The 23,139-nt window shown below is 68.4% G+C and carries 24 protein-coding genes and 1 pseudogene; 10 read left to right on the forward strand and 15 right to left on the reverse strand.

Annotated features, from left to right (window positions below; translation table 11 throughout):
* Nucleotides 1-10 precede the first annotated feature (10 nt).
* Entirely contained in the window at nt 11-1,534 is a 1,524-nt protein-coding gene (gene lnt, locus AB3M90_RS05590; protein ID WP_412950499.1) for an apolipoprotein N-acyltransferase, read from the forward strand.
* Here the strand turns inward: lnt and AB3M90_RS05595 are convergent.
* From AB3M90_RS05595 to AB3M90_RS05610, 4 genes are all read right to left on the reverse strand, one after another.
* Nucleotides 1,531-1,914 carry an RNA polymerase-binding protein RbpA gene (locus AB3M90_RS05595; RefSeq protein WP_412950501.1) on the reverse strand — a complete coding sequence of 128 codons (384 nt, stop codon included), beginning with the start codon at nt 1,912-1,914 and terminating at the stop codon, nt 1,531-1,533. The two genes, lnt and AB3M90_RS05595, sit on opposite strands and share 4 nt — an antisense overlap.
* A gap of 262 nt (nt 1,915-2,176) precedes the next feature.
* Entirely contained in the window at nt 2,177-2,953 is a 777-nt protein-coding gene (locus tag AB3M90_RS05600; RefSeq protein ID WP_412950503.1) for a glycerophosphodiester phosphodiesterase family protein, read from the reverse strand.
* Nucleotides 2,950-3,879, reverse strand: coding sequence for an SPFH domain-containing protein (locus AB3M90_RS05605; protein ID WP_412950505.1), 930 nt, complete (start codon nt 3,877-3,879; stop codon nt 2,950-2,952). Before AB3M90_RS05605 ends, AB3M90_RS05600 begins: the two co-directional genes overlap by 4 nt.
* A gap of 9 nt (nt 3,880-3,888) precedes the next feature.
* Nucleotides 3,889-4,362, reverse strand: coding sequence for an NfeD family protein (locus tag AB3M90_RS05610; RefSeq protein WP_412950506.1), 474 nt, complete (start codon nt 4,360-4,362; stop codon nt 3,889-3,891).
* Between the two features lie 121 nt (nt 4,363-4,483).
* Here AB3M90_RS05610 and AB3M90_RS05615 point away from each other — a divergent pair, with 121 nt between their 5' ends.
* A complete protein-coding gene (locus AB3M90_RS05615) occupies nt 4,484-5,248 on the forward strand; it encodes an SDR family oxidoreductase (RefSeq protein ID WP_412950507.1) in 765 nt (254 codons plus the stop codon).
* A gap of 68 nt (nt 5,249-5,316) precedes the next feature.
* On the opposite strand, the gene AB3M90_RS05620 is transcribed toward AB3M90_RS05615, so the two are convergent.
* Nucleotides 5,317-5,913, reverse strand: coding sequence for an HdeD family acid-resistance protein (locus AB3M90_RS05620; RefSeq protein WP_412950509.1), 597 nt, complete (start codon nt 5,911-5,913; stop codon nt 5,317-5,319).
* Nucleotides 5,914-6,094: 181 nt separating this feature from the next.
* Between AB3M90_RS05620 and AB3M90_RS05625 the strand changes: the two genes are divergently transcribed.
* Genes AB3M90_RS05625 through AB3M90_RS05635 form a run of 3 tightly spaced genes read left to right on the forward strand, consistent with a single transcriptional unit; the run spans nt 6,095 to nt 9,294 of the window.
* The gene (locus tag AB3M90_RS05625) at nt 6,095-6,493 is read left to right on the forward strand and encodes a helix-turn-helix transcriptional regulator (RefSeq protein WP_489672172.1); all 399 of its coding nucleotides are present in this window, start codon (nt 6,095-6,097) and stop codon (nt 6,491-6,493) included.
* A gap of 5 nt (nt 6,494-6,498) precedes the next feature.
* Complete coding sequence (locus AB3M90_RS05630) at nt 6,499-6,909, forward strand: VOC family protein (protein ID WP_412950514.1); 411 nt, start codon at nt 6,499-6,501, stop codon at nt 6,907-6,909.
* Between the two features lie 27 nt (nt 6,910-6,936).
* The gene (locus AB3M90_RS05635; protein ID WP_412950516.1) at nt 6,937-9,294 is read left to right on the forward strand and encodes an ATP-binding cassette domain-containing protein; all 2,358 of its coding nucleotides are present in this window, start codon (nt 6,937-6,939) and stop codon (nt 9,292-9,294) included.
* A gap of 5 nt (nt 9,295-9,299) precedes the next feature.
* Here the strand turns inward: AB3M90_RS05635 and AB3M90_RS05640 are convergent, their stop codons facing one another.
* The gene (locus tag AB3M90_RS05640) at nt 9,300-10,142 is read right to left on the reverse strand and encodes a class I SAM-dependent methyltransferase (protein WP_412950517.1); all 843 of its coding nucleotides are present in this window, start codon (nt 10,140-10,142) and stop codon (nt 9,300-9,302) included.
* A 112-nt stretch (nt 10,143-10,254) separates the two neighbouring features.
* The gene (locus AB3M90_RS05645) at nt 10,255-10,803 is read right to left on the reverse strand and encodes a dihydrofolate reductase family protein (protein WP_412950518.1); all 549 of its coding nucleotides are present in this window, start codon (nt 10,801-10,803) and stop codon (nt 10,255-10,257) included.
* A 100-nt stretch (nt 10,804-10,903) separates the two neighbouring features.
* Between AB3M90_RS05645 and AB3M90_RS05650 the strand changes: the two genes are divergently transcribed.
* A complete protein-coding gene (locus AB3M90_RS05650) occupies nt 10,904-12,229 on the forward strand; it encodes an MFS transporter (RefSeq protein WP_412950521.1) in 1,326 nt (441 codons plus the stop codon).
* Between the two features lie 28 nt (nt 12,230-12,257).
* On the opposite strand, the gene AB3M90_RS05655 is transcribed toward AB3M90_RS05650, so the two are convergent.
* From AB3M90_RS05655 to AB3M90_RS05680, 6 genes and pseudogenes are all read right to left on the reverse strand, one after another.
* On the reverse strand, nt 12,258-13,070 hold the full coding sequence (locus tag AB3M90_RS05655) for an arginase family protein (RefSeq protein ID WP_412950522.1): 813 nt from the start codon (nt 13,068-13,070) through the stop codon (nt 12,258-12,260).
* 78 nt (nt 13,071-13,148) lie between these two features.
* Nucleotides 13,149-13,805, reverse strand: a complete 657-nt coding sequence (yczE, locus tag AB3M90_RS05660) for a membrane protein YczE (protein ID WP_412950523.1) — start codon at nt 13,803-13,805, stop codon at nt 13,149-13,151.
* Nucleotides 13,802-14,548, reverse strand: coding sequence for an SGNH/GDSL hydrolase family protein (locus AB3M90_RS05665; protein WP_412951229.1), 747 nt, complete (start codon nt 14,546-14,548; stop codon nt 13,802-13,804). The genes yczE and AB3M90_RS05665 overlap by 4 nt, the downstream gene beginning before the upstream one ends.
* 46 nt (nt 14,549-14,594) lie before the next feature.
* Nucleotides 14,595-15,947, reverse strand: a complete 1,353-nt coding sequence (locus AB3M90_RS05670; RefSeq protein ID WP_412950525.1) for an MFS transporter — start codon at nt 15,945-15,947, stop codon at nt 14,595-14,597.
* 48 nt (nt 15,948-15,995) lie between these two features.
* Nucleotides 15,996-17,030, reverse strand: coding sequence for an LLM class flavin-dependent oxidoreductase (locus AB3M90_RS05675; protein ID WP_412950526.1), 1,035 nt, complete (start codon nt 17,028-17,030; stop codon nt 15,996-15,998).
* A gap of 54 nt (nt 17,031-17,084) precedes the next feature.
* A pseudogene (locus AB3M90_RS05680) lies at nt 17,085-17,234 on the reverse strand (DUF885 family protein); the annotation flags it as partial.
* An 11-nt stretch (nt 17,235-17,245) separates the two neighbouring features.
* Here AB3M90_RS05680 and AB3M90_RS05685 point away from each other — a divergent pair.
* The 3 genes from AB3M90_RS05685 (at nt 17,246) to AB3M90_RS05695 (ending at nt 20,475) form a co-directional block, all read left to right on the forward strand.
* Nucleotides 17,246-18,742 (forward strand): recombinase family protein, encoded by a 1,497-nt coding sequence (locus AB3M90_RS05685; protein ID WP_412950528.1) that lies wholly within the window; start codon nt 17,246-17,248, stop codon nt 18,740-18,742.
* Between the two features lie 7 nt (nt 18,743-18,749).
* Complete coding sequence (locus AB3M90_RS05690; protein WP_412950529.1) at nt 18,750-19,004, forward strand: hypothetical protein; 255 nt, start codon at nt 18,750-18,752, stop codon at nt 19,002-19,004.
* Between the two features lie 766 nt (nt 19,005-19,770).
* Nucleotides 19,771-20,475 (forward strand): hypothetical protein, encoded by a 705-nt coding sequence (locus AB3M90_RS05695; protein ID WP_412950531.1) that lies wholly within the window; start codon nt 19,771-19,773, stop codon nt 20,473-20,475.
* 470 nt (nt 20,476-20,945) lie between these two features.
* Here the strand turns inward: AB3M90_RS05695 and AB3M90_RS05700 are convergent, their stop codons facing one another.
* Both AB3M90_RS05700 and AB3M90_RS05705 read right to left on the reverse strand, forming a co-directional pair.
* Nucleotides 20,946-21,641, reverse strand: coding sequence for a hypothetical protein (locus AB3M90_RS05700; RefSeq protein WP_412950532.1), 696 nt, complete (start codon nt 21,639-21,641; stop codon nt 20,946-20,948).
* Nucleotides 21,642-21,688: 47 nt separating this feature from the next.
* On the reverse strand, nt 21,689-22,366 hold the full coding sequence (locus AB3M90_RS05705) for a hypothetical protein (protein WP_412950535.1): 678 nt from the start codon (nt 22,364-22,366) through the stop codon (nt 21,689-21,691).
* A 183-nt stretch (nt 22,367-22,549) separates the two neighbouring features.
* Here AB3M90_RS05705 and AB3M90_RS05710 point away from each other — a divergent pair, with 183 nt between their 5' ends.
* A complete protein-coding gene (locus tag AB3M90_RS05710) occupies nt 22,550-22,882 on the forward strand; it encodes a hypothetical protein (RefSeq protein WP_412950536.1) in 333 nt (110 codons plus the stop codon).
* Nucleotides 22,883-23,139 lie beyond the last annotated feature (257 nt).

Here is a 23,139-nt window from a genome sequence, read left to right on the forward strand (position 1 = left end):
AATGGGAGCGATGTCCGACTCCCCGGCGCGCCCGCGCCCAATTCTGCCGCTCTGGGCCGCCACGATCGCCGCGGCTCTCGCCGCACTCCTCATGAACCTCGCGTACCCCGAGACGGCGGTGTGGGTACTGGCCTTCCCCGCAGCCGCATTGCTGCTGGTGTCGCTCATCGGGCGGAGGGCCGGCGGTGCGCTCCTCGTGGGTCTCGTCTACGGCATCCTGCTGTTCGCGCTTCTCGTCTCGTTCACCGCTCGGTATCTCGGCCCCATCCCGTGGATCGCTCTGAGCGTGGTCGAGGGTGGCCTCACCGCGCTCGCGCTCATCCTCACGGCACTGGCGTATCGGTGGCTTCCCCGCGCCCTTCCGGGAACCTCCGGCCGCCTGATCGTGCTCCCTGTCGTGATCGCCGCGCTCTGGGTGGGCCGGGAGGTCTTCGTCGGCACCTTCCCCTACGGCGGATTCCCCTGGGCCCGGATCGGCATGAGCCAGGCCGAGAGCCCTCTCGCGCCGGTGTCGTCATGGGTGGGCGTGAGCGGGCTGAGCTTCCTGATGGTGCTGATCGTGGCGATGCTCATCGAGGTGGTCCGGCTGGGCGCGTGGCGACGGCCGCTGCGCCTGATCGCCCCCGCCGTCCTCGCCGTGGTCCTCGTCGCCACCCCTCAGTTCCCGACGACCCCGTCCGGGTCGATGCGCATCGCCGCGGTGCAGGGCGACGGCCCGACCGGGTACTTCGATCGGCGTGAGCCGTTCTCTGTCATCGACGCGCAGACCGAGGCGACCGTGCCCCTCTACGGTGAGGACGTCGACCTGCTGGTCTGGCCCGAGGGGTCGCTCGACGCCGACCCGTTCCAGAACGAGGCGCTGGCGCGCCGCATGTCGCTGATCTCCACCCGCATAGGGGCGCCCTTGCTCGCCAACGCCGCGACGGGTCGCGACGAACGCTACTTCAACACCTCGATGCTGTGGACGGATGCCGGTGCGGAACGACGGATCCACGACAAGCGGCATCCGGTCCCGTTCGGGGAGTACGTTCCCGACCGGGAGTTCTTCGCCCTGCTCGCTCCCGACCTCATCGGCCTCATCGGCCGCGAGTACACCCCGGGCCGGAACCTGCCGGTGGTCGATGTCGACGGGGTCGAGGTCGGGCTCGCGATCTGCTTCGACGTGATCTACGACGACGTGATCACGGAAGGGATCGGCGCCGGCGCGGAGGTGCTGGTCTTCCAGACCAACAACGCCGATTTCCGGGGCACCGACGAGAACCTCCAGCAGCTGGCCTTCGCGCGCATGCGGGCCATCGAAACGGGACGCAGCGTGGTGAACGTCTCCACGGTCGGGACGAGTCAGATCATCCGCCCCGACGGCACGACGGTCGCCCACCTGGATGCAGGAGAGGCCGGGGCGATGCTCGAGGATGTCGAGCTCCGCTCCGGCCTCACGGCGGGGGTCGTTCTGGGCCCTTGGATCCAGCAGGTGCTGGTCTGGGGCGGGCTGGGCGCGCTGATCGTCGCCTGGTGGCGCGCCCGGCGGCGCTAGGCGCCGATCTTCTCGCGCGTCGGGTCTTCGCCGGCGCCGCGACGGGCGCGGATGAACGCCAGTCGCTCCTCGAGCAGTTCCTCGAGCTCGGCGCGCGTGCGCCGCTCCATGAGCATGTCCCAGTGGGTGCGTGCGGCCTTCTCGTCGTTCACCTCGAGGGTGACCGCCTGGCCGTCGACGTTGAGTCGGGCTTCCGACCCGCAGGAGCGGCACTCCCAGGTCTGGGGCGGCTCCGCGTCGGCGGCGAACATCAGGTTCGTGACGTGTCCGCACGTGTCACAGGTGTAGGTGGTCTCGCGACGCTCCATGAACACGACGCCCTCTTCGCTCTGTAGGCTCTGGGCGCCGAGTCGGATGCCGCGCAGGCTGCGATCTGCCATTGTGTGGTCCTCTCGTCCGCTGTCAGGTATAACGCTCGGACCTGTGCGCTTCATCCATAGGAGGGCGATCCGCCCGCGATTCACAGCGGAGTCCCAGCGGCAGAGGTTATGGGCATTCGTCCTCCCTCGCCGAGACCCCCGTTTCGCGTCGAGACCCCGCGCCGCGGACGTCCGCAGCGCGGGGTCTCGACGGCAACGCGGGGTCTCGTCGGCGGGAGGCGGGAACGCGGGAACGCGTGACGGGGGGGCGGGACGGGGGATGCTAGGACGGATCGAGCGCGGCGAGGGCGACATCCGCTCGGTCGGAGACGATCCCGTCGACTCCCAGACGCGCCAGCCGACGCATGTCGTCGGCGTCGTTCACGGTCCACACATGCACCTCGACGCCGGCCCGGTGTGCCGCGCGCACCAGCGCCGGCGTCAGCACGCGGACCGCCCCATGTCGCTCGGGGATCTGCAGGGCGTCGATGTCGCGGAGCGCGCGGGCGGGGGAGAGGCGGAGGGCGGAGAGCGCCCGCAGCGCCGCGATCGATCCGCTGCCTCCCGAGGTCGCCGGGCGGAGGGTCGCGCCGGCGGCCAGGACGGCGGCGATCGCGGCGCGGCGGCGAACGTCGGAGAAGCTCGTCACGAGCACGCGGTGGGTGTGGTCGACGAGGATCGGACCCAGCGACGCGACCGCCGCGGCCGTCTTCACGTCGATGTTGAAACGCACGCTCGGGAACGCGTCGAGCGCCTCGGCGACAGTGAGCAGACCGCCGTGGTCGGCCACGATGCTCCGCAGCTCCCGCGTGCGCACCTCGTTCACCGAGCGCCGATCACCCTGCAGCCGCTCGAGCGTCGCGTCGTGGAAGAGCACGACATCGCCGTCGGCGGTGACCTGGCAGTCGGTCTCCACGTACTCGGCACCGGCGGCGTGAGCGGCGGCGAACGACGCGGCGGTGTTCTCCCACACGCCCGATTCCGCGCCCACCGCGGTGATCAGTCCCCGGTGGGCGAGGACGCGCGGATGCCGAGCCTTCGAGAAGTACGGGTGCGTCACGCGCCCGGAGACGCGTCGGTCGGGGTCTGGCCGGGCTTGGGGGTGAACGCCGTGCCGATCCCCTTGAGGGCCTCGGTCAGCTCGCTCGGGATGATCCAGAGCTTGTTCGACGGTCCTTCGCTGATCTTCGGCAGCATCTGCAGGTACTGGTAGGCGAGCAGCTTATCGTCGGGCGCGCCCTGATGGATGGCCGAGAACACGTTCTGGATCGCCTCGGCCTCACCCTGGGCGCGCAGCACCGCAGCCTGCTTGTCGCCCTCGGCGCGCAGGATCTCCGCCTGACGCGAACCCTCGGCCTCGAGGATGGCCGACTGCTTGGTTCCCTCCGCCGTGAGGATCGCGGCGCGCCGGTCGCGCTCCGCGCGCATCTGCTTCTCCATCGAGTCCTGGATCGAGACGGGCGGGTCGATCGCCTTGAGCTCCACGCGTCCGACGCGGATGCCCCACTTACCGGTGGCCTCGTCGAGCACGACCCGCAGCTGCCCGTTGATGTTGTCACGGCTCGTGAGCGCCTCTTCGAGGTTGAGTCCGCCGACGACGTTGCGCAGCGTGGTCGTCGTGAGCTGCTCGACCGCACCGAGATAGTTGGCGATCTCGTAGGTGGCGGCGCGGGCGTCGGTGACCTGGAAGTAGACGACCGTGTCGATGGAGACGACGAGGTTGTCCTCGGTGATCACGGGCTGCGGCGGGAACGACACCACTTGCTCGCGCATGTCGATGAGCGGACGGAGGCGGTCGATGAACGGCACGAGGAGGTTGAGCCCGGGCGTGAGGGTCTTGTGATAGCGCCCGAGCCGCTCGACGACTCCGGCCGTGGCCTGCGGGATGATGCGGATGGACCTCGCGACGGTGACCACCACGAAGATGATGATCGCCACCACGAGGATCCAGAGGATCGCGGTGGGGATGAACGAGGAGTCGTTCACGGGTTCCTCCTAGTCGTTGACGGGACGCACGACGGCCGTCGCGCCGTTGATCGCGGTGATGGCGACCGACGATCCCTGGGGGATGGGGACGGACGTCAGAGAACGCGCCGTCCAGGTGTCGCCGTTGCTGAGCTTGACCTGGCCGGAGATCGGGGTGATGTCGTGGAGCGCGACACCGCGCAGGTCGATGAGCGCGTCGACGTTCGACTTCGTGGGGTCCTCGCCTCGTCGCAGCCGCTTGAGCAGGGGCGGTCGGAGGAACAGGATGAACGCCGCCGCGGCCACGGCGGCGATGATGACCTGCGCCCACACCGGCAGCCCGACGAGATCGGTGATCAGTCCGACGCCGCTGCCGAAGCTGAGCATGAGGAAGGTGAAGTCGAGGGTCAGCATCTCGATGACGAGGAAGAGCGCGATCAGGACGAGCCAGCCGATCCAGGCCCAGTTCTCGACAAGTTCGATGAACACGGAGAAGTCATCCATGCGGCCTCCTTTGCGGTCAACCTATCACGGGGCGCGGACGCCCCCGCGGAGTCGGCGAAGGCGGATTGGTAGTGTGAGAGAGCCGTGCGATCGCGGCGCCCACGCATTCTGAGGAGTCATCGTGACCGACGTTCTTCCCGCAGGTTCCCTCGACGGCAAGGTCGCTCTTGTCACCGGCTCGTCGCGCGGGATCGGCGCCGACACCGTGCGCTACCTCGCCGAGGCCGGGGCCGACGTCGTCATCAACTTCCGCAACAAGGCGCCCCGGGCCGAGAAGCTGGCCGCACAGCTGCGCGAGCTCGGGCGACGCGCGCTGGTGGTCGGCGCCGACCTCACCGACCCGGCATCCGTCGCCGAGATGTTCGAGGCGATCCGCGCCGAGTACGGCCGGCTCGACGTGCTCGTGCTCAACGCCTCCGGCGGCATGGAGTCGGGGATGGCCGAGGACTACGCGCTGACCCTGAATCGCGACGCCCAGCTCAACGTCCTCGAAGCGGCGACCCCGCTCCTCGGCGAGGATTCCCGCGTCGTGTTCGTGACGAGCCATCAGGCCCATTTCATCCGGACCACGCCCACCATGCCCGAATACGAGCCGGTCGCGCTCTCGAAGCGCGCGGGTGAGGACGCGCTGCGCGAGCGCATCCCCGGGCTCGCCGAGAAGGGCATCGGCTTCACCGTGGTCTCCGGCGACATGATTGAGGGCACCATCACCGCCACGCTGCTCGAGCGGGCCAACCCGGGCGCGATCGCCGAACGGCGGGAGTCCGCCGGCAGGCTCTACAACGTCTCCGAGTTCGCCGCCGAGGTGGCGAGGGCGGTCGTCGACCCCGTGCCGACGGACAACACCCGACTCGTCGGCGATGTGAGCGCCTTCGGCGCCGAGTAGATCTCCACGACGAATGATCGGCCCCGCTCTGCCTCCCGCAGGCGGGGCCGACCGTTCCGAGCGGGACGTCAGGCCGCGGACCCCTCCGCGACCGTTCCGCCGTGGACCCGCTCGCCTCTGCCGTGGGTGAGGCCCCGGACGATCTGCACGATGCCGAGGACCACCAGCGACACGCCGAGCAGCAGCCAGAAGGCGAGCCCGGCGATGACCGGCGAGAAGAGGACGATGATTCCGGCGATGATGCTCAGAAGCGCGTAGAGCAGGGTCCACACCCGCGAGCCGTCCTGGCCCAGCAGGGAGAGGGCGACCACGCCGTCGACGATCCAGCTGATGCCGATGAAGATCACCACGACGAAGGCGAGAGCGGCAGCGGCGGCTCCGAGGTTCGCGTAGGCGATGACGCCGGCCGCGATGTAGACCAGGCCGAGCACGATGTGCCCCACGCGCGACCAGCCGCCCTTGGCGCCGGAGAAGATGCCGAGCCCGATGTACACGAGTCCGGCGATGATGAGGTACGTCGCGAAGATGGCCGTGACGATGACGGCGGACTTCACCGGCCACACCAGCAGCACGATGCCGGCGATCAGCGCGATGACTCCGGAGACGAGCAGCGCCACGCGGATGGATCGCGAGATCGATCCCGTTGCGGAGAGTGTCTGGGACATGAGGTGGACCCTTTCTGAGAGAATCCTGTGGGGATGCCACTCAGAGTAGCGCTCACAGCGTGCCGTGTGGAAGGTGCCCGCACGCGGGCGTCGGAGAGGCTCACCCGCTCACAGGTGAGGACGGGGACGGGATCGGATCGTGACGGCCGACGACGACGCTCGACTGCGGGAACTCGTGTCGATGCGCAAGGTGAGGGACCGGATCGATCGTGAGTACGCGCGCCCGCTCGACGTCGAGTCGCTGGCGCGCGGCGTCCACATGTCGGCCGGGCACCTGAGCCGCCGATTCCGCGAGACCTACGGGGAGTCGCCGTACTCGTACCTGATGACGCGCCGGATCGAGCGGGCGATGGCCCTGCTGCGTCGCGGCGACCTGAGCGTGACCGAGGTGTGCATGGAGGTGGGCTGCTCGTCGCTCGGCACCTTCAGCACGCGCTTCGCAGAACTCGTCGGTGTCCCACCCCGGGTGTACCGTGAACGCGCCGCCGATCTCGACGGCATCCCGTCCTTCCAGGCGAAGCACGTGACCCGACCGATCAGGAACGGAGAAGCGCCGCGCACCGACGCGCATCTAGCGTGATCCCCATGAACATCAGCATCCACTACACCTTCCTCCCGCACACCGACGCCGACGCCGCTCTCGGGTTCTATCGCGATGCGCTCGGATTCGAGGTGAGGGGCGACGTCGGTTACGACGGCCTGCGCTGGCTCACCGTCGGACCCGCGGGTCAGCCCCAGACGTCGATCGTCCTGCATCCGCCCGCCACCGACCCGGGGATCACGGATGCCGAGCGGCAGACCATCCTGGAACTGATCGCCAAGGGCAGCTACGGTGCCCTCACCCTCGCCAGCGACGATCTGGACGGACTGTTCGAGCGGCTCGTCGAGAGCGGCGCCGACGTCGTCCAGGAGCCGATGGACCAGCCGTACGGAGTGCGGGACTGCGCGTTCCGCGACCCGGCGGGCAACCTCCTCCGTATCAACCAGGCCGGCTGACACCCGGCCACGACCTGAAGGACGCCGATGACCACCGCCGAGCATCCCGCCGACACGCACGACCTGATCCGCGTGCAAGGAGCACGTGAGAACAACCTCAAGGACGTCAGCGTCGACATCCCGAAGCGACGACTCACGGTGTTCACCGGGGTGTCGGGATCGGGCAAGAGCTCACTCGTCTTCGACACCATCGCGGCAGAATCGCGCCGAATGATCGACGAGACGTACAGCGCCTTCGTGCAGGGCTTCATGCCCTCGGTCCCTCGCCCCGACGTCGACGTGCTGGAGGGACTGACCACCGCGATCATCGTCGACCAGGAGCGCCTGGGGGCGAATCCGCGGTCGACGGTGGGAACCGTGACCGACGCCAACGCGATGCTGCGCATCCTCTTCAGCAAGCTCGGACAGCCCTACATCGGCGGGCCGACCGCGTTCTCGTTCAACATCCCCACGCAGCGGGCCAGCGGTGTCATGACGGGACCGGGCGGCGAGAAGAAGATCGTGAAAGACGCGATCTACCTCGGCGGCATGTGTCCGCGATGCGAGGGCAGGGGAGCGGTGTCGGATCTCGATCTCGCCCAGATCGTCGACGAGTCCAAGTCGCTCGACGGGGGAGCCATCATGGTGCCCGGCTACACCGCCGACGGCTGGATGGTGAAGGGCTTCTCGCAGTCGGGCTTCTACCCGGCCGACAAGCCGATCGTCGAGTTCACCGAGAAGCAGCGTCACATGTTCCTCTACGGGGAGGTGACGAAGGTGAAGATCTCGGGCATCAACATGACGTACGAAGGCCTGATCCCCAAGATCACCAAGGCGATGCTCTCGAAAGACCTCGACGCTCTGCAGCCTCACATCCGCGCGTTCGTCGAACGCGTGGCCACGTTCGCCGTGTGCCCCGAGTGCGATGGCACCCGACTGACCGAGGGTGCCCGCTCATCGAAGATCGAGGGCGTCAGCATCGCCGACGCCTGCCGCATGCAGGTGACCGATCTGGCCGCCTGGGTGCGCGGGCTCGATCTGCCCGGAGCCGGTCCGCTGCTCGAGGCCCTCAGCGCGAATCTCGAGGCCTTCGTGACGCTCGGACTCGGCTACCTGAGCCTCGAGCGGCCGTCGGGCACCCTGTCCGGGGGAGAGGCCCAGCGGATCAAGATGCTCCGGCACCTCGGCTCCTCGCTGACCGACGTGACCTACGTCTTCGACGAGCCGACGATCGGCCTGCATCCGCACGACATCCAGCGCATGAACGGACTGCTGCTCAAGCTGCGCGACAAGGGCAACACCGTTCTGGTCGTGGAGCACAAGCCCGAGACCATCGCCATCGGGGATCACGTGGTCGACCTGGGCCCCGGCGCGGGGAGCGCGGGCGGGGAGATCTGCTTCGAGGGCACCGTCGAGGGTCTTCGCGCCAGCGGAACGCGCACCGGGGACCACCTCGACGACCGCGCACGGCTGAAGGATGCCGTTCGCGAGAGCGACGGCGCCATCGAGGTGCGGGGCGCAGCGACGAACAATCTGCGCGACGTCGACGTCGACATCCCCACGGGCGTGCTGACCGTCGTCACGGGAGTGGCGGGGTCGGGGAAGAGCTCGCTCATCCACGGCTCGGTCTCACGACGCGACGGCGTCGTCGCGATCGACCAAGGCGCGATCAAGGGCTCGCGCCGCAGCAATCCCGCGACCTACACCGGGTTGCTCGAACCGATCCGGAAGGCGTTCGCCAAGGCGAACGGCGTGAAGCCGGCGCTCTTCAGCGCGAACTCCGAAGGCGCGTGCCCGACCTGCAAGGGTGCCGGCGTCATCATCACCGAGCTCGGCTTCATGGACACGATCGAGACGCCCTGCGAGGACTGCGGCGGCAAGCGCTTCCAGGCGGCCGTTCTGGAGTACAAGCTGGGGGGCAAGGACATCACCGAGGTGCTCGACCTCCCGGTCTCCGAAGCACGCCGATTCTTCTCTGAGGGGGACGCGAAGATTCCCGCCGTGACGGCGATCCTCGGACGACTGGACGACGTCGGATTGGGCTACCTGTCGCTCGGACAGCCCCTGTCCACGCTCTCGGGCGGCGAGCGACAGCGCATCAAGCTGGCGATCCAGATGGGGGAGAAGGGCGACATCTACGTGCTCGACGAGCCCACGACCGGTCTGCACCTCGCCGACGTCGACAAGATCCTCGGGCTCCTCGATCGACTCGTCGATGCTGGCAAGACCGTGATCGTGATCGAGCACCATCAAGCGGTCATGGCGCACGCCGACTGGATCATCGATGTCGGACCGGGTGCCGGGCACGACGGCGGAAGCATCGTGTTCGAGGGAACTCCGAAAGATTTGGTATCCCAAAAGAAGACGCTGACGGGGGAGCACCTCGCGGAGTACGTCGGGGCCTGACGCCGTCACTCGCGTCGCGCGACGATGGTGAAGGTGCACGGCACGAGATCGCGCTCGGCCTCGGGCCACGCGTACCCGCCGGGAACCTCGACCATGCGCGGGCTGAATCGCCACGGCAGCATCCTGCCCTCATCGAAATGGACGATGCGCAGGCCGGCTCTCAGCAGTGATCCGAGGATCTCGGCAAGCGGATGCGGCCACTCGTACGTGCGGGGATGCGCGATCTTTCCATCTCCGACGTAGGTCGATTCCTCGTCCCATTGCTGAGCTGTGCCGTCGCCGAAGTACCGGTAGCGCGTGGTGAGGTCGGGCGCGTTCTCATCGAGCGCGTAGAGTGCGGGATGCCCGTCGCGGATGTAGAAGGTGCCGCCGGGACGGAGCAGCGCCGCGACCTGCGCGGCCCAGCGATCGAGATCGTTCAACCACGTGATCGTGCCGATGCTCGTGTACACGACGTCGAAGTCGCCGGTCACGGCGCGGCGTGCGTCGAGCACGTCGGTCTCGACCCACCGAGCGGCGACCCCCGACCGTGCCGCGAGTGCGGACGCGACCTGCAGGGCGCTCGGTGAGAAGTCGACGCCGGTCACGGTCGCTCCGGCGCGAGCCAGCGAGACGGTGTCGGTGCCGATATGACACTGCAGATGGCACAGATCGACGCCGACCAGCGACGCCGACGGCAGGAAGCGTTCCAGCACAGGAACGTCGTGGCGCACGACGTCGCTGAGATGACCTGGGTCGTCGAACGCGTCCAAGCCGTAGGCGACCTCGTGCAGCGGAACGCGATCCTCCCAGTTCTGCTGGTTGACGCGGCGCGCGTCGTCCCACGCGATGTCGATGCTCGGCTCCATGATCGAACCCTACCGCCGCGCCTGCAGCCCGCGAGGTTTCGCCGATAATGCACATTATGTCAGGTCTTGTCTTGTGAACCCGAGTCGATCGAATGGTGCCGCGGTGTCGGAGTCATGTTGCCACGCTGACGACGCGATACCGCAGGTGCACGGCGCTGTCGTAAGCAGCCGTGTCGACGCGTTCGAGCTCGACGGGCTGTGACAGACCGCTGAACAGCGAAATTCCCCGTCCGAGGACGATCGGCACCACATGCAGCCGGATCTCGTCGACGAGACCGCGCTCGAGGCACTGTCGAGCGATGCTGCCCCCCAGCAGGCTGACCCACCGATCGCCTGCGGCGGTCTTGGCGGCCGCCACCGCGGCGTCGATGTCGTCGAGGAACTCGTAGGTCACGCCATTCTTCTCGATCGGACCGCGCGGATGATGGGTCATCAGGAACACCGGCACGTCCGGCAGGCCGCCATAAGGGATCTCCCCGTCCTCGATCGTCTGCGTCTTGTTCGCACCGCCCACGACGGCGCCGACGTCGGCGACGACTCCGGCGATGAGGGCCTCGTCCTCCGGGACCGACGGGCAGTCCTCCATCCAGCCGATCTCCCCCTGCTCGTCGGCCATGAAGCCGTCCAGCGAGACCGTGGCGTGCACGAACACCCTCGACATCGCATCCTCCTCGATCGATCCTCGCCGGCGAGCCCGTCCGACACGCCTCCGCACCGACCGTACTCGCCGATACGTCGTCGCGCGAGAGTAGCGTGGAAGGGTGCCCCCCATCCCCCGCTCCCCTGCCGTGAGTCCGGAGTGGCGGTCGTGGCTGATCTGGTCGGTGGGTGTGGCGGCGTACGTGCTCGCCATCACGAATCGCACATCGCTGGGCGCCGTCGGCGTCGAGGCGGCCGACAGATTCCAGGCGGATGCCTCGACCCTGGCGCTCTTCGCCGTCGTACAACTGGCGGTCTACGGTGGTATGCAGATTCCGATCGGCATCCTGCTGGATCGCCACGGGTCACGGCCCATCATGGTCATCGGCATGCTGCTCATGGCCGCCGGCCAGCTCACCATGGCCCTCTCCCCCAGCGTCGGGATCGCCATCGTCGCGCGCGTGCTCCTGGGCGCCGGGGACGCGGCGATCTTCCCCGCCGTGCTCCGCCTCGTCGCGACGTGGTTCCCCGCGCAGCGCGGACCCCTGATGGTGCAGTTCACCGGCATCGTGGGGCAGGCCGGCCAGCTCGTCGCACTGGTTCCCCTGGCCGCTCTGCTGCATGCCACGACCTGGACCATCACGTTCGGAAGCGTCGCGGGCCTGGGAGTGCTGTTCACCGTGCTCGTCGCCCTGATCATCCGCAACCACCCGCCGGAGCGGAACGCCGACGTCTCGGTCGACACCGATACCGGCGTCATCCGCGTCGTCACCTCGGCGATCGACACGGGCGTCGGCATCCGGGCAGCGTGGGCGCATCCGGGCACGCGTCTCGCGTTCTGGTCGCACTTCACTCCCCCGTTTGCGGGCACCGCCTTCGTGCTCCTCTGGGGGATGCCGTTCCTGACCGCCGGACAGCGGCTGGGCACGGCGCACGCCGCCGGCATCATCTCGGTGTACGTCATCGCCGGCATGGCCCTCGGCCCGGTGATCGGCGATCTCTCGCGGCGGCTTCCGAATCACCGTTCGGTCGCCCTCGTCCTCCCCGCCGTGGGCGTACAGATGGTCGCGTGGATCGCCGTGCTGCTCCTCCCCCAGCCCGCGCCGCTGTGGCTCCTGTACGTGCTGGCCGTCGCCCTCGCCACCGGCGGGCCCGCATCGATGATCGCCTTCGACCATGCCCGCACGCACAACCCGTCTCACCGTCTCAGCACGGCGACGGGCGTCACCAACGCTGGCGGCTTCATCGCCGCGCTCATCGCCATCTTCCTGATCGGTCTCGCCCTCGATATCCAGGGTGCGGGCACGCCGGAGACCTACTCCCTCGAGGCCTTCCGCGTCGCCTTTCTCATGCCGATCCCGCTGTGGGTCCTCGGCGTCACCTTCATCCTCATCGAGCGGAAGCGCACCCGCATCCGGATGGGCCTCGATCCCGAACGGCGACGCTGACCGAGGTCGGTCCGCGAACGCCGCGGAATCAGCGCAGCAGATGCTGCGCGGTCTCGACGATGAGTTCGACGCTCACGCGCTCCGGCACCTCGGCATCGCCCGCCTCGAACTCCGCGAGCTCCACACCGCGAACGTCGTCGGCGGGCAGCGCCGCGAAGATCGCCGCGATCTGGTGCGGAAGCAGACCGCCGTCGACCCGGTACGCCGCCGGGATGTAGCCCGGCTCGAGCACGTCCCAATCGACATGGATCCAAACAGGGCGGCCGCCCACGAGGTCGGCGACACGATCGGGCGTGCTCTCCTGCGGGGTGAGAACCGACACGCCCGCGCGCGCCAGCAGCTCCTGCTCGGCCGGATCGATGTCGCGGGCGCCGATGACGATCACCTGCGCGGGATCGACACCCGCCCCATGCCCGCTGTCCCAGAGGCCGCACGCCGCCGCCAGCACCATACCGCCGAGGTACCCGGACTCGGTCGTCTCGGGCGTGTGGAAGTCGCCGTGCGCGTCGATCCACAGGACCACGGCGTCGGGATGCCGCTGTGCGGCGGCAGGCAGCGTCGCGAGGCTGGCGGCGCAGGTGTTCGTGATGAGGAGCGGCCGCGATCCCGCCGCGAGCACCTCGTCCACCGCCGCCCTCAGGCCGGTCAGCGTCTCGGAGGCCAGAGGCAGCGCCTCCGACCAGTCGTCGACGGCGCTTGCCGAGGGTGCCCCGACCACGACCGGCGACGTCGACAACAGGCCCGAGAACGCGTCGGCGACACGGCGCGCGCCGACGAGCGCCCCGTCCGTGCGATCGGCGACCCGCCCCTGAGAGACGATGAGCGAGAACGGAGAGGTCATCATCCCAGCCTTCCACTCACGCCGGAGTCTCACCAAAACGAGCGGCCGGAGGGGTGCCCTCCGCGCCCGCGGCGGCGGTCACCCCGCGAGGCGGATCTCGCCGGTGTGCGGCGGTCCGACCCAGTCCGTCGGCTCCGGCAGACGGATGGCGAAGAGCCGCATGAAGAACTGGCACAGCGGTCCCACCAGCAGCGCGAACGCCACCGTGCCGACGCCGACGTTGCCGCCGAGCGCCCACCCTGCCGCGACGACGGTCACCTCCAGGCCGGTGCGCACCACCCAGATGGGCCAACCGGTCCGGCGATGCAGGCCCGTCATCAATCCGTCGCGGGGACCGGGACCGAACGCCGCCCCGATGTACAGCCCCGTCGCCGCCGACAGCACGAGAAGACCGATCACGAAGAAGACGACGCGTATCCACAGGACGTCGGTCTGCGGGATGACGGAGAATCCGACATCGGCCGACGGCCCGACCAGGAGGGCGTTCAGCACGGTGCCCGTGCCCGGTCGCTGCCGGATCGGGATCCACAGCAGCAGCACGACGATGCTCACGAGGATCGTGATCGTCCCGAAGCTCAGCGGGACCTGGCGGGCGATGCCCTGCGTGAGCACGTCCCACGGCGCCGCGCCGATCGCCCCGCGGACGATGAAGGCGATGCCGATCCCGTAGAGGAAGAGACCGATCAGCAGCTGTGTGACCCGCCGCGGCATCCGTCTGCCTCGCAGCCGGATCACGACGGCGTTCTCTCGACCCAGGTCGGGTATTTCGCGCTGCGTCCGTCGCCCGACGAGGTCCGCGTCACCCGCCGGCGCACCCACGGCCCCACGAACTCGCGATAGTAGGCCATGCCCGACGGGCCCGCTCCCCCGCGCTCGCTCGGCGCCCACCAGGTCTCCGGCGGCTCGAATCCGAGCGCGTGCAGCACGCGAGCGGCCACGCGGTGATGACCGGCGGCGTTCATGTGCAACCGGTCCTCCGACCAGTAGGCACCCTGAGCGAGTTCGCGGTCGGGCCAGTTCAGCGCGCGGACGACGTCGGAGCGCCCCTCGATCCGTCTCAGCACCGCGTCGGAGAGCAGGTCGCCGCGACGCTGCACGAGCGCGCCCATCGGCAGCTGACCGCTCGGGTTCGCTCCGGACAGCAGGATCAGGGTGACGCCCTCCTCGTCGCAGCGCCGGAGGACCCGGCTGAAGGCGTCGGCGATGTGCTCGACGTCGGTGCGCGGACGCAGCATATCGTTGCCGCCGCCGTTGAAGGAGAGGTGCGTGGGCTTCAGCGCCAGTGCCGGCTCGAGCTGCTGCTCGACGATCGGCCAGGCGAGCTTGCCTCGGATGGCCAGATTCGCGTACTGGATGGGGTGCCCCGACGCGTCGGCCCATCCCTGAGCGGCCAGGTCGGCCCATCCGCGTTCCCTGCCGTCGGGCAGGACATCGCCGACCCCCTCCGTGAAGGAATCACCGATCGCCACGTATCGCACATCTGCCACCGCACAAGCCTATTCCCGCGCGTCGAGCGTGGGCGCGTCAGCGGTCGTCGAGCGTGGTTCCGCGTCGGTCTGCGAGACCCCAGGCGGCCGCCGCGGCCACGACGAAGCATGCTCCGAAGACGACGAAGAGCAGCGGGGTCCCGCCGGCGACCAGCAGGACCGGCACCGAGAGCGGCGCGACGATCGACGCGATGCGTCCCACGCCGGCGGCCCAGCCGGCTCCCGTCCCGCGGAGCGACGTCGGATACGTCTCCGGGGTCAGTGCGTAGAGCGCTCCCCAGGCGCCGAGGTTGAAGAACGACAGCGCCATGCCCGATGCGATGATGGCGAGCTCCGACGATGCGGTGCCGAAGACGACCGCCGACACCGCCGACCCGACCAGGAACGTCGAGAGGGTGGCACGCCGACCCCAGACCTCGATGAGCCAGGCGGCGACGGCGTACCCCGGGAGCTGCGCCAGCGTGATGACGAGGGTGAACCCGAACGATCTGACCAGGTCGAAGCCGGCGTCGAGCAGGATGCTCGGAATCCAGATGAAGGCCCCGTAGTAGGCGAAGTTGACGCACAGCCACACCAGCCAGAGGCACATCGTCCGTACCCGGAACTCGGGGTTCCAGAGCGTCGCGAGCCGGGCGCGGGCGGTGACCGCCATCGCCCGCGTGGGCGGCTCTCGCCGGATCGCCGGCGCCGTGCTCACGTCGGCGTCTGTCTCGAACGCCGAGACGATGCGATCCGCCTCGGCGATGCGCCCGCGGCCGGCGAGCCAGCGCGGTGACTCGGGCAGTCCCCAGCGCACGACGAGCGCGTACACCGCGGGGATGGCGCCGAGCGCGAAGGCCCAGCGCCATCCGTCGTCGGATGCCGGGATCACGAAGTAGCCGATCAGCGCCGCGGCCGTCCAGCCCACGGCCCAGAACGCCTCCAGGATGACGATCACGCGGCCGCGGATGCGGGCGGGGGCGAACTCGCTCACGTACGTCGACGCCACCGGGAGCTCCGCGCCGAGGCCGAGACCGACGAAGAAGCGGAGGACGAGGAGCGCGGCGATCCCGCCGACCAGCGCGCTCGCCCCGGTGGCGACGCCGTAGACGAGGAGGGTGATCGCGAACACCTGTCGCCGGCCGAGCCGATCGGCGAGGAGGCCGCCGATCGTCGCTCCGACGGCCATGCCGAGGAACCCGATGGAGGCGATCCAGCCGGCGTCGCCCTTGCTCAGGCCCCACTGCTGCGTGAGCGCGGCGAGGATGAAGGAGATGAGGCCCACATCCATCGCGTCGAGCGCCCAGCCGACTCCCGATCCGAACAGCACGCGGAGGTGACGACGCGTGAACGGCAGGGAATCGAGACGTTCAGCCAGCGAGGATCGACTCGGCAGGACGGGGTTGGCCATGCCCACATCGTAGGGCCGCACCGTCGATCGGCGTCGGTTGATGACGTGTCATGCCCGTTCGCCCAGCAGCTTCCTCACCCGTGGGATCACCTCGGTGCCGTAGAGCTCGATGCTGCGCATCATCGCCTCGTGAGACAGCGTCCCGGTCGCGTACTTGAGGTCGAACCGGCCGATACCGAGCGTCGTGACGGTGTCGGCGATCTTCTCGGCGACACGGTCGGGCGACCCGGCGTAGATGGCGCCCTCCGGGCCGACGTCGTTCTGGAACCTGGCGCGGCTGTAGACGGGCCAGCCGCGCTCACGACCGATGGTGTTGTTCATCGCCTCGAACCCGGTGTACGCGGCATCCCAGGCTTCGGCGTCGGTGTCGGCGATGTGACCGGGCGAGTGCACCGCGATGGGGTGCGCCGTCGTCCCGAACGAGGCGACCGATCGGTGGTAGAGGTCGACGAAGGGTCGGAAGCGACCCGCGGGTCCGCCGATGATCGCGAGCATGAGTCCCAGACCATGGCGCGCGACGCGGACGACCGATTCGGGGCTGCCGCCCACACCGACCCAGGTGCGCAGCCCGTTCTCGGTCTTGGGGAACACGTTCGCGTTGTCGAGCGACGCCCGCATCGTTCCCGACCAGGTGACCGGCTCCTCGCGGAGCAGTTCGGTGAACAGCTCGAGCTTCTCTTCGAAGAGCGTGTCGTAGTCGCGGAGATCGAAGCCGAAGAGCGGGAACGACTCGATGAACGACCCGCGGCCGAGCACGACTTCGGCGCGACCGCCCGACAGCGCATCAAGAGTGGCGAAGCGCTCGAAGACTCGGACAGGGTCGTCGGACGACAGGACCGTCACGGCCGTGCCCAGGCGCAGCCGCTCGGTGCGCGCGGCGATCGCCGCCAGCACCATCTCGGGAGCGGACACGGCGAACTCGGCGCGGTGGTGCTCCCCCACCCCGAAGAAGTCGACGCCGACCGCGTCGGCGAGCTCGGCCTGCGCGACGACGTTGCGGATGGTCTGCGCCGCCGAGAGCAGCGTGCCGTTCTCGTCGCGGGTGATGTCTCCGAAGGTGTCGAGTCCGAATTCGATGCTCATGTCATCCCTTTCCATTCAGGTGAATGAACACCGCATCGGGGCAGAGCATTCCCGTCACCGAGGCAGAAGAGCGCCGCGCAGAGTGTCGAGGCCCACACCGCCCAGATCGAGCGCCCGCTTGTGGAACCGGGTGAACGAGAACGCCTCTCCTTCCGCCGAGCGGACCGCATCGCGCACCTGCTCCCAGATGCGCTGACCTAACTTACGATAGGACGATGAGCAAGCGAGCCGCCATCTACCTTCGCATCTCCCTCGACCGCACGGGCGAGGAGGCGGCGATCGAGCGCCAGCTAGAGGACGCGCTTTCCATCATCGCTCAACGGGGCTGGACTCAGGCGGGCGAGCCCTACGTTGACAACTCCGTCTCAGCCTCCAAGCGCTCCGTCACTCGTCCCGCTTATGACCGCCTTGTCGCCGACTACGCGAGCGGAGCCTTCGACGCCATCGTCTGTTACGACCTCGACCGCCTCACGCGCCAGCCGCGCCAGCTAGAAGACTGGATCGAGGCCGCAAGGGAGCACGGTCTCGCCATCGTGACGACCAACGGGGAAGCCGATCTGTCGACCGAGGGAGGACAACTATTCGCCCGCATCAAGGCCGCTGTTGCCCGTTCCGAAATCGAGCGGAAGGGGGCTCGCCACCGCCGAGCCAATGAGCAACGCGTGGCGGCTGGGAAGCCGCACGCTGGCCGCCGCCGCTACGGCTACGAAATCGACGGTGAAACACCTCGCGAGGAGGAGGCCGCCGTCGTCCGCCGATGCTTCGAGCAGATCGCGAGCGGGGCCTCCCTCCGCTCCGTCGTCGCCGGGCTCCTGGCTGACAACGTCCCGCCCGGGACCGGCAAGGGCTGGGGAGGCGCTCGCGTGCGCTACATGCTCCTCAACCCCTCCTACGGCGGACTCGTCCCCGTCGGCGACACCGCCGTCCCCTCCGACCGCGTCACGCCCATCGTCTCCCCCGAGCTCGCCGAGGAGGTCCGCGCGATCCTGACCGACGAGAAGCGCCGCACCTCGGCGGGCCCTGGGCGTCGCCATCTCTCCTCCGGCCTCGTCGCGTGCGGCGTAGAGGGGTGCCACAACGTCCTCAACGTCCACTCCGGCTTCTATACCTGCCAGATACGCACCCTCACGCGCTCGGGAGGGCGACACGAGGACAAGTCACGGAAACACGCGAGCATCAAGGTGGAGCTCCTCGACGCCCATCTCCGCCGCGAGATGGCTCTCGCACTCCTCACCACCGACCCCTCCGCCCTGACGGGCGACGAGCCCGAGTCCGCTGGCGCGCTCGTCGCCAGGCTGGAGCGCATCGAGCGAGCCACGACGGCCACGATGGCCGACCGTGACGATGAGCTCATCTCGCCCCAAGCCGCCCGTACGCGCCTCCTCTCGCTCCGTGACGAGCGGCGTGAGGTGGAAGCCGCTCTGGACGCCGCCCGGGCCTCGCGCACGTCCTCCGCGTCCCTGGCAACGCTTGCGCGCGACCTCCTTATCGAGACGGCGGAGCGAGCGCCCGGCTCCGACTTCTGGGAGCTCCGCGACGTCGTGGCCCAGCGCATCGCTGACCTTGACCTCGACCGCCAGCGCGCGGCGCTCTCCCAGCTTCTCGACGTCACGGTCTCCCCCGGACGCGGCCTCTCCCGTGTGGAGGTCTGGCACCTCGTCGCGGAGCATCTCAACAGCGGAGCAGACTCCGTCGCCCCTGCCACGCCGTAGGTCCCGCATGGCTCGACTCACGCTCCCCCAGGCCCGCGCCGCCGCCATGGCCTATCTCGCCGAGCACCGCCCCGACCACACGCTCGCGCCGGGCGCGTACGCCGACGACACTGCCGCCGCGTTCGCGCACTACGACGCCGACCTCGGCGAGCCCGCCGTGGGAGAGGGGCCGCTCTGGGTCGACCTCGGCTCCGGCGACGTCGAGCTTCTCGGCTCCATCAAGCACCACGAGCGCCTTGCGGCGATGCGGGGCGTGCGGTGACGTGCCTCGCCGGATGAGCCCGGTGGGGCGGGGGTGGCGCCGTGAGTGACGGAGTGACGGATCAAATCGTCATTCTCTATTCCGCCTTCGAGAGAGAGAGCTACTCCTAAAGGAAGAGAAAGTGACGGAACTTCCGTCATTCCGTCACACCGAGCGCCACCGCGCCCACCGCTCCCCCGTATGGGCACCCAGGCGGTCTTCTACCCGAGGAGAGATATTTCTCTGCGCCCCCACTTTCACTTATCGGTTGAGCGGGGGCGTTTCCCTTTCATCTGCTGGCGTCACATCACGCCCGAGTTGGAGCGCTTATGACCCGATACATCGTCACCTGCGATCACTGCCAAGCGGAGGCTAGCCTCGCTCAGCCTGGACGCTTCTGCAGTCCGCGTCACCGCAGTTACTGGCATCGAGACCGCCTCATCGCCCAGCGCCAACGCCTCGCCGCCGAGGCCGATGCCGCCATCCTCTCCGGCGACGTGCTCAAGCTGGAGCAAGTCGCCCGCGAGACCGCTCGCCTCCTCGCTGTCTAGACGCGGGCATAGCCGCTCTATCCGGCGGTCTCCTATTCGTCATCAAGCCGAGCGCCCTCTCCGTAGTTCTCCGCGCGCCTCTGACCTCGGCCCTCTGCCAGCCCACCGCGCGCTCGCGGTCCGTTCGGGAGACGCTGAGCAGTCGCCCACTCCCAGGCGGTATATCCCTACGAGCCGCGCCGGGCTCCTCGGCGTGCTCATCAGGACTCGCCGCGCACTCCTAACGAAAGGCACCCATGAACCATCACCCAAACACCACGCCCGAGTACGTCATCTCCGCTATCCCCGGGGCGACAGAGCTCGCCTCCGAATACACCGCGCTGCGCGTTGCGCACAGCAACAAGGCCAGCGCGGCCCGCGCAGCAAGCGAGACGGCTCGCGACCTCACGACGCCTCATGTGTTGGACCCACTCCGTCAGCCCAAGCCCGGCGTCTCCCACGCCGACTGGACTAACGCCATCGATGCCTACCGTGTCGCCACAGACGAGCTCTCGGCGAGCGACCGTGACCTCGACCGCGCCGTCCGCAAGTTCTCGCATCACGTCGACCGGGGACGCCGTACGGAGGCCTTCAAGGCTCAGTACGCAGTCATCGGTAAGGCTGCTCAGAAGGACGCGGCTGAGAAGCTCACAGCACTCCGCGCGGCGATCATGACTCGCGACGAGGTGAATGCGTGGCTTGGCCGCCAGGTCCAGGACCCGACATCAAACGGCGTGCGCTACACACTCCGCGAGATCGCCAGCTACGTCGATGCTGTACCCGACGGGCGAAGCTTCTTCCGCGAGAAGGCGCTCTCGCTACTGGCCCAGGAGATCCTCCTTCCCGGCGACCGCGAGACACGCGTTCGCGTAATCAATGATCTGGACGTCCGTGACGACATCGATGATGCGCAGAAGCTCGCCGAGTATCGCGCGCGCATCCAGAGCAAACCCACGCGCTGAGCATCGGCGATCCAGACTCGCCCCCTCTTCCACCGTGCCCGGTGCCGAGTCGAGGGGGCGAGCTCACCTCAACCCCCACTCAAGGACCTTCCGTGACTGCTTCACCTAGCTTCGACCTTCAGACGGCCTACGAGCACGCTGAGGCGCAGCGCATCCATGTCGCCGCCGAGCTTGCGAGCGTACGTCAGACGCTCCGACGTGAGCGAGCGCTTCACGCCCATCCTGTCCTCACCGCCGAACTTCTAGACCTCGTTGGCGGAGAGAGCGACGAGGACTATGGAGAACGCGCATCTGCGCTAGCGGCCGCGATCCTCAACGCACGCCTCGACGTCCCAGCGGCGGGCTCCAGTTAACGAGTGCGAGGCGCGAGTCTCCTTCTAAGTCATGAGCGGCACGCACGGCAGAGTAGCGGCGGCGCTAATCCTTCGACGCCCCACCGATCGATCGGGCGCGGCCCGCGCTACCGCGTTCTATTTGCTCATCAAGAGTGCGTACTGGCGAGCGTCTTCCGCATCGTGCTCCGACAGCCGATTAAGTTTCTCTAGCGTCTGCCGCGTCGTAGAGAGACGGTCCCGGATGAGCGTCTCCAACTCCGGCATTGCATCTATGTATCCGCGGGCACCGTCGAGTTGGGCCAACGTCGTTTCCAAGTCGAAGCCGTCCTCGCCGTTTCGCTCCGCCTGGAATGCGCGCACATACCGGTCTGCGAGCGCGACACGCATGGAGAGCCGCTCGCGGATCGTCTCGCGGAGCTCGTTCTCCCACTGGTCAATCTCGCCCCGTAGTCTTCTCGCGAACCGGTGTTTCACCGACCATGGCATCGCCCGTCGCAACGCTCCGGTGACATCGCCTGTCATCGCCCCCGCGATCGATACGGCCGGACGCACGAATACGACCACGCCGCCCGCCACCACCGCGTAGATGACGAACGGGCCGACTACTTTCGCCTCTTCATATCGCCCGCCCGCTATCACCAGGACAGTGATCAGGAAGGCTAGGAACAGCCAAACAGCGGTCAAGATAGTGACGAGCGCTACGGCGACTCTCACCCAGCGAATCCGCGCGAATCTCTCAGGGTTATTGCTCTCCGCCGCGCGGCGTAGGAAGGCGCGCTCCTCGATCACGTAAGTCAGCGCGATCACCGGGAGCACCTGCGCAACGGTCATCCAAAATGTTTCTCCGTAAGTCACTGCATCAGCCTTGAAATCGTTCGCTACGACACCGGCTGCCCAGTGAGCGCCCAGCCGACCGCTAGCCCGATAGCGCCAGACACCACTGCCCCGAGCAAGAACAGCGAGATTCGCCATGCCACGCCGCCGAACCGCTCCCGGGGCCCAATTTTCAACCCGGGGGCGCCAACTGTTGAGATACTCACGGCGGTTACCAGCCCGACAATTGCCGCGATCCAGTACGTGCCAATCCAGAACTCCAAGCCCGCCACGCGATAGCCGATCGTTGCGATCGTCAGCAAGAGGAAGTTGATTGTCATGGTGAGGACGCCCGCGCCGATGCCCGTACGCACTACCCACCACCAGGGCCGCATCGCCCGTGCGCGCCGCTCCACTACGGCAGCCGCATCATGCACCCAGTCTGGCGTCTCACCCCAGACGTCTATGCGCACTCCGTAGACGTCCGCAGTCATGGTGATACGCCGGACCGCGAACGGCTCGCCCACCCAGAGCGTTAGCGCCTTGCTTCGTTGGACCTCAAGACCCCGAACCTTCGCAAGCGGTTCTGTCGTGGTGAAGCCGTCAACATCGCGATGGCTCAGTTCCCACCGCGCCCGATCCACCTCGCAAAGCTGCTTGAGCGCGTCTGCGAGCGCATCGAACTCCTCTGCCGTTCCGGCGATCGTGCGCGCGGCTACCCGCTTCTTGACTGACTGGCTCATCGGGGTAATCGTAGGGCCTCAGTGGCTCACCGCGTCGCGACCCCCTGGGGGGGTGCCTCCCCCTACCCCCTCCCACGCTCCCCGGAGCGGCATAGCGTCCCCCTGCCCGCGCCCGCAGAGCTCTGTTCTTCTCCGACCCGCGATCAGGTCATTCATCCCGTTTACACGCCATCAGGAGGCCCCGTGTCATCCCCCGAACACCCCGCCCACTGGCCCGACCCAGTCGTCGACACCTACGACTCCGTGCTCGCAGAGTCGCCCGGGCTTGCTGGAGCCGCCTTCTCGACCCTCGTCGAGGCGTGCGAACTCCTGGCCTCGGCGTATGCCCTCGACAAGGTCGCCGCCGACGCCAACTACGTCTCGACCGGGTCCACCGGCCAGACAACCGCCCATCCGTGTCTCGTAGAGGCCCGCCTCGCGCGCACGGAGGCATCACGCATCCTGGGCCGTCTCATCGTCCCGGCCAACCGAGGCCAAGCGCTCGCCCGCGCTCGCCACGGAGGGCTGACGCGATGAAACCGCCCAGCATGAGCGCTCCCGCGCGGGGCGGCTTCCCGAGCTATGAGGAAGCTGTCCAGGCGGTAGCCGGTCTGACCAACGGTCCACTCCCGCCGCTGGACTTCGAAGGCATCTTCGCCGCGCGAAAGGACTCGGAGACCCGCGACGCCGCGGCCCTCATCTTCTACCGCCCTGTCAAGGACTACTACGCCACGCACCCCACGGTCGGAGCCGCCCGAGCCTGGGAACGCCACGTCCGAGGCGGCGGCATAGAG

Source organism: Microbacterium martis (assembly GCF_047246685.1).
In the GTDB taxonomy this organism is placed as follows: Bacteria; Actinomycetota; Actinomycetes; order Actinomycetales; family Microbacteriaceae; genus Microbacterium.